This is a genomic window from Ottowia thiooxydans (assembly GCF_040548795.1).
Lineage (GTDB): Bacteria > Pseudomonadota > Gammaproteobacteria > Burkholderiales > Burkholderiaceae_C > Ottowia > Ottowia thiooxydans_A.
In genome coordinates this window covers 1-11,900 of sequence record NZ_JBEPSH010000001.1, presented here as the reverse complement: position 1 = coordinate 11,900, position 11,900 = coordinate 1, and the positions used below count along the sequence as shown (strand labels likewise).

The 11,900-nt window shown below is 58.2% G+C and carries 9 protein-coding genes and 1 tRNA gene; 6 read left to right on the top strand and 4 right to left on the bottom strand.

Features of this window, described 5'->3' with window-relative positions:
* Positions 1-35: 35 nt before the first annotated feature.
* Complete coding sequence (locus ABIE13_RS00050) at positions 36-1,844, bottom strand: extracellular solute-binding protein (RefSeq protein ID WP_354440072.1); 1,809 nt, start codon at positions 1,842-1,844, stop codon at positions 36-38.
* A 129-nt stretch (positions 1,845-1,973) separates the two neighbouring features.
* Between ABIE13_RS00050 and fabI the strand changes: the two genes are divergently transcribed.
* The gene (fabI, locus tag ABIE13_RS00045; protein ID WP_354440070.1) at positions 1,974-2,789 is read left to right on the top strand and encodes an enoyl-ACP reductase FabI; all 816 of its coding nucleotides are present in this window, start codon (positions 1,974-1,976) and stop codon (positions 2,787-2,789) included.
* Between the two features lie 510 nt (positions 2,790-3,299).
* On the opposite strand, the gene ABIE13_RS00040 is transcribed toward fabI, so the two are convergent.
* Positions 3,300-4,166: a DMT family transporter gene (locus tag ABIE13_RS00040; protein WP_354440068.1), complete on the bottom strand. Its 867-nt coding sequence runs from the start codon at positions 4,164-4,166 to the stop codon at positions 3,300-3,302.
* 147 nt (positions 4,167-4,313) lie between these two features.
* On the opposite strand from ABIE13_RS00040, the gene ABIE13_RS00035 reads away from it, so the two are divergent.
* Positions 4,314-5,666 carry a PLP-dependent aminotransferase family protein gene (locus ABIE13_RS00035; protein WP_436278362.1) on the top strand — a complete coding sequence of 451 codons (1,353 nt, stop codon included), beginning with the start codon at positions 4,314-4,316 and terminating at the stop codon, positions 5,664-5,666.
* Between the two features lie 191 nt (positions 5,667-5,857).
* The gene (gene hisC, locus ABIE13_RS00030) at positions 5,858-6,940 is read left to right on the top strand and encodes a histidinol-phosphate transaminase (protein ID WP_354440064.1); all 1,083 of its coding nucleotides are present in this window, start codon (positions 5,858-5,860) and stop codon (positions 6,938-6,940) included.
* Positions 6,941-7,034: 94 nt separating this feature from the next.
* On the opposite strand, the gene ABIE13_RS00025 is transcribed toward hisC, so the two are convergent.
* Positions 7,035-7,259, bottom strand: a complete 225-nt coding sequence (locus ABIE13_RS00025; RefSeq protein ID WP_354440062.1) for a YdcH family protein — start codon at positions 7,257-7,259, stop codon at positions 7,035-7,037.
* 151 nt (positions 7,260-7,410) lie between these two features.
* A complete protein-coding gene (locus ABIE13_RS00020) occupies positions 7,411-9,771 on the bottom strand; it encodes an arginine/lysine/ornithine decarboxylase (RefSeq protein ID WP_354440060.1) in 2,361 nt (786 codons plus the stop codon).
* A 143-nt stretch (positions 9,772-9,914) separates the two neighbouring features.
* On the opposite strand from ABIE13_RS00020, the gene ABIE13_RS00015 reads away from it, so the two are divergent.
* From ABIE13_RS00015 to ABIE13_RS00005, 3 genes are all read left to right on the top strand, one after another.
* Complete coding sequence (locus tag ABIE13_RS00015) at positions 9,915-10,340, top strand: NfeD family protein (protein WP_354440058.1); 426 nt, start codon at positions 9,915-9,917, stop codon at positions 10,338-10,340.
* Between the two features lie 37 nt (positions 10,341-10,377).
* Positions 10,378-11,295 carry an SPFH domain-containing protein gene (locus ABIE13_RS00010; RefSeq protein ID WP_354440056.1) on the top strand — a complete coding sequence of 306 codons (918 nt, stop codon included), beginning with the start codon at positions 10,378-10,380 and terminating at the stop codon, positions 11,293-11,295.
* Positions 11,296-11,425: 130 nt separating this feature from the next.
* Positions 11,426-11,516 (top strand) — tRNA-Ser (locus tag ABIE13_RS00005).
* Positions 11,517-11,900 lie beyond the last annotated feature (384 nt).

Genomic DNA, 11,900 nt, shown 5'->3' with positions numbered 1-11,900 from the left:
CCTGAAATCAAAGGACCAGTGTCACGCTGATGGCCCTATGGCTTGCTCGCCTGAGGCTGCAAGGACCACCACGTGGACATCACCCACTCCTCTGCCCGCGCATACGCCGGCATCGGTGGCTGGTAAGCCAGCTTGTGAGCGTTATAGACCAGTCGATGCGAGGAAAGCGTCCACTGAGGGATATGGTAATGACTGTGCATGATGACACGATCCAGTGCGTGACAGGCGGGCAAGAGCTCTTGCAGGCTGCTCGCGCTCACGACGCGCTTGACCAGAGCATCTACCGCAGGGCTTTTCACACCTGCGTAGCTTGCGCTACCCTCAACATCCGCTGACTTGCTGCCGAAAAGCTGCTCGAGTTCCTGGCCCGGATAAGGCGTACCAGGTATGTTCAGGCTGATGATGTCGTATTCGAACTTGTCTACCCGTTGCTGATAGAGCGCAAAATCGACCGCAGCAAACCGAAGCCGGATACCCAATTTCTCAAGGTTCTGAGTCCAGGGACCCACCGTGCGAATCCCTCCCTCCCGGCTATCCAGGTACTCCAGCACCATGGCTTGGCCTTTGGCGTTGCGCAAGGCTCCGTTTTGGTAAGTCCACCCTGCTTCGCGTAGCAGTTCCTTGGCCTTGCGGAGATTGTCGCGCAATGACTGCCCCGCTTTCTCGGTATTGTGGGGTTCATACATGGGACCAAAGACGGCATCAGGCACCTTGCCGCGCCAAGGCTCCAGCAAAGCCAACTCGTCGGCATCAGGCATTCCCGTGGCCTGGCAAACCGTGTTGCCAAAAAAATCCTTCACGCGAGGATAGCCGCCGTAGAACATCTGCCGGTTCATCCACTCGTAATCAATGGCCAAACTCAATGCCTCGCGAACACGTGGGTCGCGAAGCATTGGCCGACGCATATTGAGGACATAACTTTGGAAGCCGGCTGGGAGCTTGTGCTGCAGTTCTTTTTTCACTAACTCGCCAGTGTTAAAGCGCCGCCCAGTAATTCTGCGAGCCCAGTCGCCTGCCGAATAGACCGTCATGAAATCGAACTCTCCGGCCTTCATTGCCTCCAGCCGGGCCGTGTTGTCACGGTAGATCTTTACCGTGATTCGCTCGAAATTCGACGCACCTCGCGCCACGTTCAGATCGCGTGCCCAATACTGGGGATCGCGCACATAGGTGATGTCACGTCCAAATCGAACAGGGCCTATGCGATAGGGACCACTCCCAATGGGTGTGTCCGTCACCACTTCATCGAACGGTTTGCCCGCTCCCCATTTGCGGCTGAACACCGGAATCGCACCGACAGTCAAGGGAAGTTCCCGATTGGGCACCTTGAAGCGAAAGCGCACGGTCCGCGAATCAATGACATCCACACCTGCGACTTCGTGCAGCATCGTCCGATACCCTGGTGAGGCCTGTGGACTCATGAGCGTGTCGTAGCTGTGCTTGACGTCCTCAGCGCGGACAGGATCGCCGTTGTGAAACCGGGCTTCTGGCCGGAGCCTGAACACCACCGAGAGGCGATCATCGGACACCTTGACGTCTTCAGCCAGCAGGCCGTAGCCACTGCTGGTTTCGTCCATGGAACCTGTGAGCAAGCTGTCGAACAGAAGATTGCTCAGATAGGCGGGAGGCGAGCCCTTCATGGTGAAGGGGTTGTACTTGTCGAAGGTGGAATAGCGTGTGTTGCTCACCAGGCGCAATTCACCGCCTTTGGGCGCTTGCGGATTGACATAGTCAAAGTGCGTGAACCCCGGCGGATACTTGAGCTCTCCCCACAACGCATAGCCATGGGCGGCCCACGCAGAGGCTGACAGACCAAGAATCAGGGCACCGAAAAAAAGTCGCATGCTGGGGATTCTGCCGTGAATTTAAAAAAATGCTGCTTTTACTTGAAAAAGGCAACCTGTGGCCTGCCACTGCCCGGTGGCCTCGACATGCGACAATTCCGCAGCTAATACATCTAGGAGCGTTTACGCATGAGCCAGAAGACCGGCTTTCTCGCTGGCAAGAAATTGTTGATTACCGGCGTTCTTTCCAACCGTTCAATCGCCTATGGCATCGCACGCGCTTGCCATAACCAAGGCGCTGAACTTGCCTTCAGCTATGTAGGTGAACGCTTTAAGGACCGTATCACCGATTTTGCCGCCGAGTTCGACTCCAAACTGATTTTCGATTGCGACGTGGGCAACGACGATCAGATTGCCGCGATGTTCCAGGATCTCTCGGCCACGTGGCCGAAGTTTGACGGTTTCGTTCATGCCATCGGATTTGCGCCGCGCGAAGCTATCGCCGGTAACTTCCTAGAAGGTCTTTCGCGCGAGTCGTTCAAGATCGCGCACGACATCAGCGCCTACAGTTTTCCGGGCATGGCCAAGGCCGCCCTGCCCTTCCTGAACGATAAAGCCGCTTTGCTCACGCTAAGCTATTTGGGCGCGCTGCGTACCGTCCCCAACTACAACACCATGGGGCTGGCCAAGGCATCTCTGGAGGCTTCTGTACGGTATCTGGCTGAGGCGGTGGGCCGCACAGCAGATGGTCGCTCCATTCGCGTCAACGGCATCAGCGCAGGGCCCATCAAAACCCTGGCGGCCAGCGGCATCAAGGACTTCAGCAAGTTGCTTGGCTTTGTGGCCGCAGGCTCTCCCCTGCGCCGCAACGTGAGCATTGATGACGTAGGCAATGTGGCCGCGTTCCTGCTAAGCGATCTGGCTGGCGGCGTGACCGCAGAAATTACCTATGTGGATGGCGGCTTCAGTCAAACGGCAGGTATTAGCTCGGACAGTATTGGGTAACTGAGTATCCCCCTGAGGCGCTGTGCGCCTTCCCCCTCTGGGGGACGCAGCCAGCGGCCTGGCCAAGCCAGCTCCGCGGCTACTCACGCATGGCCTGCTCCGCGGCCTTTTGATTTTGACTAGAGCCAAAGTGTGCGCTGGCACCCTCTGGGGACCGCCGAGCTCCTGCTTGGCATCTTGGCTCTGTGTGAACGCTTGCGCGCCTTCCCCCTCGGGGGGACGCAGCCAGCGGCCTGGCAAAGCCAGCTCCGCGGCGGACAGAGCCTCCCCCCTGTGGCGCTTGCGCGCCTTCCCCCTCCGGGGACGCAGCCAGCGGCCTGGCAAAGCCAGCTCCGCGGCTACTCACGCATGGCCTGCTCCGCGGCTTTTTGATTTTGACTAGAGCCGGAGTGTGCGCTGGCACCCCCTGGGAGCGCCAAGCTCCAGCTTGGCAATTCTTCTGTTCTTCTCAAACGCCCTGTTGCCAAGCTGGAGCTTGGCGCTCCCAGGGGGCCAAAGAGGCCTGCGGCGCTATCTGGCGGCGTATTTCTTCGCACCTACGACGCAGACAACGGCTGCGAGCGTGACCACGAGCATCATCCAGCTCACGTTCTCGTGCAGCAGCAGAGCGGCCAGCGCGAGCCCTATGAAGGGCTGCAACAGTTGAAGTTGTCCCACTGCGGCAATGCCCCCTTGTGCCAAGCCGCGGTACCAGAAAATGAAGCCTATCAACATGCTGAACAATGAGACGTAGATCAGCCCGAGCCAGGCTGGCGTGCTCACATGCTCAAAGCTGGCAGGCATGCTCCAGAGGGCTACAGGCAGCATGACGGGCAGTGACAGCACCAGCGCCCAACTGATCACTTGCCAGCCTCCCAATGTTCGGGTCAGGCGCGCTCCTTCGGCATAGCCGAGCCCGCAAGCCACGACAGCCGCCACCATGAGCAAGTCCCCGGTCAACGAGGTTTCCCCGCGCCCGAGCGCCGCATATCCGGCAACACAGGCCGCACCGGCCGCAGCAAACAGCCAAAACGCCGGCTGAGGGCGCTCACCCGCGCGAAGCACGGCAAAGGCCGCAGTACAAAGGGGTAACAAGCCCACAAAAACGATGGAGTGCGCAGCAGTGATGTGCTGAAGTGCCAGGGCAGTCAGCAGCGGAAAACCCACCACCACGCCCAACGACGTAAGGGCCAGCGAACTTACTTCTGCGACCTTGGGCCGGGGTTGGCGGAGCATCAACAAGAAAAACAAACCCAATACAGCGGCCAGCGTCGCGCGAGCGCTTGTCAAAAACGTGGGATTGAAATCGGAAACTGCCACGCGGGTAGCAGGCAGCGATCCGGCAAATATGGTGACCCCGGCAAGACCATTGATCCAGCCACTTCGTGATTCATGCATCGGAACCTCTTTAACAAGAGAGCAAGTGGAGCACTAACCCGCCCAATAATCCAAGCACAATCCACTACAATTAAAAATAACTGTAATGCACACAGAACCAATACGATTAAGTCAATGAGGCAAAACATCACCCGAATCCAATTGGTCATGGCTGAAGTTCAAGCCCGGATAGCCTCCCGCGCGTATGGTCCCGGCTTTCGCCTGCCGTCAGTGCGGGCCCAAGCGCAAGCCTTGGAGGTTTCGGTTTCTACCGTCGTGGAGGCCTATGAGCGTCTGGCGGCAGAGGGCGTTATCGCCTCCCGGCCTGGGTCCGGCTTTTTTGTGGCAGGCCCGGTGGCGCCACTGGCCCTTGCCAAGATGGGGCCCAAATTGGACAGGCAAGTGGACCCGCTCTGGGTCTCCCGGCAATCATTGGATGCAGAAGCCGCCACGCTCAAACCTGGTTGCGGCTGGCTGCCGCCTTCATGGATGTACGAAGCTGGTGTGCGCCGTGCCCTGCGCACACTGGCAAGGGCAGAGTCCAACGTCTTAGCCGACTACGCCACGCCCCTCGGTCATCCAGGCTTGCGGCAATTTCTGTCGCGCAGACTGGCAGGAAATGGCATTCAGGCTGCGCCAGAGCAGATCATGCTGACTGAATCAGGAACGCAGGCCATCGATCTGATCTGCCGCTTTTTATTGGAACCTGGCGACACCGTGCTGGTCGATGACCCCTGCTATTTCAATTTCCACGCTTTGCTCAAGGCACACCGCGCCCGTGTCGTCGGAGTTCCCTACACGCCCCACGGGCCGGATCTTGAAAAATTTGAGGCTGCACTGCGCGAACACACGCCGCGGCTCTACATCACCAATTCAGGCATCCACAATCCGACGGGCGCTGCGCTTTCCCCCGCCATTGCTCACCGCATACTGAAGCTTGCCGACATCTCCAACCTGGTGATCGTAGAAGACGACATCTTCTCTGACTTTGAAAACACGCACGCACCGCGACTGGCGGCCTTTGACGGGCTCGCGCGTGTCGTGCACATCAGCAGTTTTTCGAAGACCATTTCAGCTTCAGTACGCTGCGGTTACATCGCCACGCGAGCAGACTGGCTGGAAAGCCTGTGTGACCTGAAATTGGCCACCTCGTTCGGCGGAGGGCAGCTTGCCGCGGAAATCATCTTGACCGCGCTGACTGACAGTGGGTATAGACGGCACCTCGAAAACCTGAAGCGGCATCTCACCGAAGCGATGACCAAGACCGCTGCAAAACTGAATGCGCTTGGGATCAAGCCGTGGCTGACGCCGCAGGCCGGCATGTTTCTCTGGTGCCAGTTGCCTGAAGGCCTGGACGCTGCCAGCGTGGCCCGCTTTTGCTTGAAAGAAGGCGTGGTATTGGCACCCGGCAATGCGTTCAGCCAATCGCTCACTGCCAGCAACTTCTTGCGCTTCAATGTAGCGCAGTCATTGGACAAGCGAATTTTTGAAGTCCTTGCCCGCGCGCTTCGTTCGCCCTGAGTGCCCGCTGGCACATCAGTGTTGCCAGATAGGCATGCCGAGCGGGAGCTCGGCGGTCCCAGCAAATACCAAGACTCGCATAATCTCTGATTGCTGGAACGAGTTGCTCGAATTTGGAGGGCCTGGCCGTCCGTGGCGAGACGCCGTCTTCCGAGAGCCCCAACTCCCCGATCACTAGAAACAATACCTTCATGCAAACCGATACCCCTGCGTTCTGGAGTCCGCCTGTGGCCAAGCTTCAACCCTATGTGCCCGGCGAACAGCCGCGCATTGCCGGGCTGATCAAGCTCAACACCAACGAGAACCCCTACCCACCCTCTCCCGCTGTTCTGGCTGCCATCGGAGAGGCTGCGGCGACAGGACTGGAACGCTATCCCGACCCTGAGTCGCTGGCTTTGCGCCAGACCATTGCCACGCGTCACGGCCTCCAGCCGGACCAGGTGTTTGTGGGCAATGGATCGGATGAAGTCCTGGCACACGCTTTTTCTGCCTTCTTCCGCCAACCGGGTCAGGCGCTGCTTTTCCCGGATGTCACCTACAGCTTCTACCGCGTCTACACCCAGCTCTTCGACATTGAAGCTGAGCTGATGCCAGTGGATGAGGCGCTGCGCATTGATGTTGATGCACTGGTGGAACGCGCCGCCAAAGGCTGTGCTGGCATCGTCATAGCCAACCCCAACGCGCCTACGGGAATTGGCTTGCCCCTCTCAGACATAGAGCGCCTGCTTCGCGCCTGTCCTGATCGCGTGGTCCTGGTCGATGAAGCGTATGTGGATTTTGGTGGCACTTCCGCGCTGTCCCTGGTTCAGCAATACCCCAATCTGCTGGTTGCGCAGACTCTGAGCAAATCGCGTTCGCTAGCAGGCTTGAGAGTGGGCTTCGCATGCGGCCAGGCCGTCTTGATTGAAGGCTTGACGAGGGTCAAGGACAGTTTCAACTCCTACCCTATCGACAGACTTGCCAGCGCAGGCGCCATTGCGGCCATGGAAGACGAGGCCTGGTTCGATCAGACTCGACACGACGTGATGCAGGCCAGGGACATGCTCCGCGGGCAGCTTCAGGACCTCGGTTTTGATGTGCTGCCCTCGGAAGCCAATTTTGTATTCGCGCGCCACCCAAAGCACGACGCGGCACAACTGGCGGCAGCTTTGCGAGAGCGGGCCGTGCTGGTGCGCCATTTCAAGCAGCCCCGCATTGCCCAATACCTGAGAATCAGCATTGGAACGCCCACGCAGTGCGACGCCTTGGTCACAGCGCTCAAAGCCATTTTGTAAGCAACAAAATCTTAACTGCGCTCGGCACCCTCTGAGGGAGTGTGCCCAATAAAAAACCCGCCATGTCCTGGCGGGTTCTTTCGGCTGAATTAACTCACACAGCCTGGGGATCAGCTTTCTTCAAGATGACATACAACTCGTCTTTGATCTGAAGCTTCTCTTTCTTCAAGACTTCGATCTGTTCTTGCGACGCGGGCTCCTGACCGTCTGTCATGCGTTTGACCTGATGATCGAGCACATGATGCTTCTCAAATAAACGCGCGAAATGGGCATCCTCCATTTTCAGCTTGTGAATCAGGTCGCGGTACTCAGGAAACATTGTTTCTCCTTTCGGTTGTTACGAACCCGTCCACGATCTCGCAGGGGATCGCGAACAGGTTCTTATCCTGTCTGCCCCTGGATGCACCCCCAAGGGGACTCAAACAGACCCTCAGGGTAGCCTTTATCAGGATGCTGTCAACCTCAGCTGGTCAATTCGCAGTCACGTAAGGGGAATCTTTCTGGGTTTCGAGAAGATCCTGGATAGTTGTGGTTGGAGTGACCTGTTGGGGGGCACCGTCTTCTGCCACGCAGTCGGCGTAATAACGAACCGCACCTGAGTCATCTCTGACCTCGACCAGACCATGGATATCGGTCTCGAAGCCCGGACACATCAGCGCGAATTCACGCGCAAACTTCAAGTAATCAACAATTTTCTTGTTGAACACCTCACCCGGAATGAGCAGCGGAATACCTGGTGGGTAGGGAGTCACCAGACCCACGGTGATACGACCTTCAAGCTGGTCGATCTCCACCCGCTCCACCTTGCGCCGCGCAATGCAGGCGTAGGCGTCTGACGGGTTCATAGCCGGCTGCAGCTCCGAGAGGTACATGTCGGTGGTCAGCCTGGCGATGTCGTACTTGGCGTACAGCTGGTGCACGTGCTGGCAAAGGTCGCGCAGACCCATGCGCTCATAGCGCCTGTGGTGCTGGCAGAACTCCGGCATGATGCGCCAGAGCGGCTGGTTGCGGTCGTAATCGTCCTTGAACTGCTGGAGCTCTGTCAGCATGGTGTTCCAGCGGCCCTTGGTGATGCCGATGGTGAACATAATGAAAAAGCTGTAGAGGCCCGTCTTTTCAACGACCACGCCGTGCTCAGCCAGATACTTGGTCACGATGGACGCCGGAATGCCTGTCTTGTGGAATTTTCCGTCAAGATCAAGCCCCGGATTAACGATAGTGGCCTTGATGGGGTCCAGCATGTTGAAGCCGGCGGCCAGCTTGCCAAATCCGTGCCAGTTGCTCGCCCGCGTGGTGCCGTTCTTGATGATCCAGTCGTCCGCGCGGCCCATGCCCTCAGGGCTGAGCTTGTCCGGGCCCCAAACCTTGAACCACCAGTCGTTCTTGCCGAAATCGGCCTCCACCTTGCGCATGGCGCGGCGGAAATCCAGCGCTTCCACCAGGCTTTCTTCCACCATAGCTGTGCCGCCAGGAGGCTCCATCATGGCGGCTGCGACATCGCAGCTGGCAATGATGCTGTACTGCGGGCTGGTCGAGGTGTGCATGAGGTAGGCCTCATTGAACAGGTAGCGATCCAGCTTGACGTTCTGCGAGTCCTGCACAAGCACATGGCTGGCCTGGCTGATCCCCGCCAGCAGCTTGTGGATGGACTGCGTGGAATACACCACAGACTGCTTGGGGCGTGCCCGCTTCTTGCCCATGGCATGGTAGGTGCCGTAGAAGGGGTGGAACGCGGCGTGTGGGAGCCAGGCTTCGTCGAAATGCAGATTCTCTACGTAGCCATCCAGCATGCCCTTGATGGTTTCCGTGTTGTAGAGCACGCCATCGTAGGTGGATTGCGTGAGGGTCAAGATGCGTGGCTTGACCTTGTCTGCGTCCACGTGCTTGAGCAGCGGGTTGGCGCGAATCTTGGCCTTGATGGTTTCGGGCTCGAACTCGGACTTCGGGATCGGTCCAATGATGCCGAAATGGTTGCGAGTTGGCTTCAGGAACACGGGAATGGCCCCGGTCATGATGATGGCGTGCAAATTGCTCTTGTGGCAATTGCGGTCCACCAGCACCACATCGCCCGGCGCCACTGTGTGGTGCCAGACCATTTTGTTGCTGGTGGAGGTGCCGTTGGTCACAAAAAAGCAGTGGTCGGCATTGAAGATGCGCGCCGCATTGCGCTCGCTCTCACCGATGGCGCCATCGTGATCGAGCAACTGGCCCAGTTCTTCGACGGCATTGCAGACGTCGGCGCGCAGCATGTTTTCACCATAGAACTGGTGGTACATCTGGCCGATGGGGCTCTTCAGAAACGCCACCCCGCCCGAGTGACCGGGGCAGTGCCACGAGTACGAGCCGTCTTCGGCGTAATCGAGCAGCGCCTTGAAAAATGGGGGTTGAATACCTTCGAGGTAGCTCTTGGCTTCACGGATGATGTGCTTGGCCACGAACTCTGGCGTGTCCTCGAACATGTGAATAAAACCATGCAACTCCCGCAGGATGTCATTGGGTAAATGCTGACTGGTCTTGGTCTCACCGTAGATATAGATCGGCACATCGGTGTTCTTGCGTCGCACTTCCTGTATGAAGTTACGCAAATTCACCACAACGGGGTCGAGTTCCGGTGCCGCTGCAGAGAACTCTTCGTCATCAATGGACAAAATGAACGCGCTGGCGCGGCTTTGTTGCTGCGCGAACTGGCTCAAATCACCGTAACTGGTGGCGCCCAGTACCTCGAAGCCTTCGGCTTGTATGGCATCGGCCATGGCCCGAATGCCCAAACCAGAGCTGTTTTCGGCACGAAAGTCTTCGTCAATGATGACGATGGGAAAACGAAATTTCATAAGGCAGGCTCCCGCCACGTATGGCAATGCAGCGGCGAAGTGTACGGAATTGGAAAGACAGTGCGGCGTCTAGGGCGCTTTTTGCCTCAGAATGTCGTCATATGGTCACAGTGACCGTCAGAATCAATAGTACAGGAGGCGTAATGGCCGAATCGACGATGTGGTGGATCGCCGCTGGCGCCATGGTGGCCCTGGAGCTGTTCACCGGCACTTTTTATCTGCTGATGCTCAGCATCGGCTTGGTTGCGGGCGCCTTGGCCGCCATGGCGGGCGCTTCCCTGGCTACACAGTTGATCGTTGCCGCCGTGGTGGGCGGAGGCTCGGTGCTCATCTGTTACTTTGTACGGCGCCGCAAGCCAGGGGACCCCTCGGCCCGTGCGCAGCGGAGCGTGAACCTTGATGTAGGAGAAACTGTGGAGATTCCCGGCTGGAGCGCCGACGGCACCGCACAAATCCGCTACCGTGGCGCGCAATGGACCGCCATACACCGCCCGGGCGTCATCCCTCAGCCCGGCATGCACCGCGTCGTTGAACTGGTAGGCAGCCGCCTGCTGGTTGAAGTGATCTGAAACCCCTCCCATCCCCCTTCCCTGAAAGGAAACCGCTTTGGAAATCGCAATCGTCCTGTTTGTAATAGCAGTCGTCTTCATCACCCGTGCAGTCAAGGTGGTGCCTCAACAAAATGCCTGGGTGGTGGAACGGCTGGGGAAATACAACGTCACCCTGACGCCCGGCCTCAGCTTTCTGGTGCCCTTCATCGATCGCGTGGCTTATAAGCACAGCCTGAAGGAAATTCCTCTGGACGTGCCCAGCCAAGTCTGTATTACGCGAGACAACACCCAACTGCAGGTAGACGGCATTCTGTATTTCCAGGTGACCGACCCCATGCGTGCCAGCTACGGCTCCAGCAACTATGTGGTGGCTATCACTCAACTGGCGCAAACCTCGCTGCGTAGCGTGATCGGTAAGCTGGAACTCGACAAAACCTTTGAAGAGCGCGACATGATCAACGCCCAGGTGGTGCAAGCCATCGACGAAGCGGCCTTGAACTGGGGCGTGAAGGTGCTTCGCTACGAGATCAAGGATTTGACACCGCCTGCCGAGATTCTGCGCGCCATGCAGGCGCAGATCACTGCCGAGCGTGAAAAACGCGCTCTGATTGCCGCTTCTGAAGGTCGCCGCCAGGAGCAGATCAACATCGCCACCGGTGAGCGTGAAGCCTTCATTGCGCGCTCTGAAGGTGAAAAGCAGTCCATCATCAACAATGCACAAGGTGAAGCGGCATCTATCACTGCAGTGGCCGAAGCGACTGCGCAGGCCATCGAGCGCGTCGCGGCCGCTATCCGGCTTCCGGGCGGCGAGCAAGCGGTGCAGCTCAAGGTGGCGGAGAAATCCGTGGACGCCTACAGCAAGGTAGCAGCCGATGCCAAAACCACGCTGATCGTGCCGTCCAACATGACCGAAGTCTCTGCGCTCATCAGCTCTGCGATGAAGATGGTGCAGGCCAATCGTTCAGCTCCCTGAGCAAGGTCCAATCCATTGACCAAGCGGGCCCCTGCGGCCCGCTTTTTTTGCATTTGGCGCAGGCAGTCAACAAACTCATTTTCCAGGGGGGCCAAAAGTGGCCCAAACTCTTGCTAGAATAGCGGGCTTCGGAGCGGTGGATGAGTGGTTTAAGTCGCACGCCTGGAAAGCGTGTGTGGGTTAATAGCCCACCGCGGGTTCGAATCCCGCCTGCTCCGCCAAAAAATCAGTTTTGAATGGTCCCACACCGTTCCAAACTATCCCCTAAAAGCCTCGGTTTCTCAAGAAGCCGAGGCTTTTTTGTCTCCAATGGCTGATACAGGCCATCATGTCCTTGAGCCGTGTGCGGCGAGGGCGAACATAGCTGCTTTGCAACGGCGATCGGAGACAACTGCAGTTCTGTTCGCCAGAATACGAGTGTCACCCTCACGCAGAGCCTTCATGAACGAAAACTCCCGCGCCCCGCGAGCTCCTGTTTGGTCCCTTGAATCTATGCCCGTGCAGGCCCCTGCCCAGGAAGGCTGGATTGATGTCGGGGGAGCACGCCTTTGGTATTGGGATACCGGCGGAACTGGGCAACCAGTCGTGTTCATGCATGCAGGCTC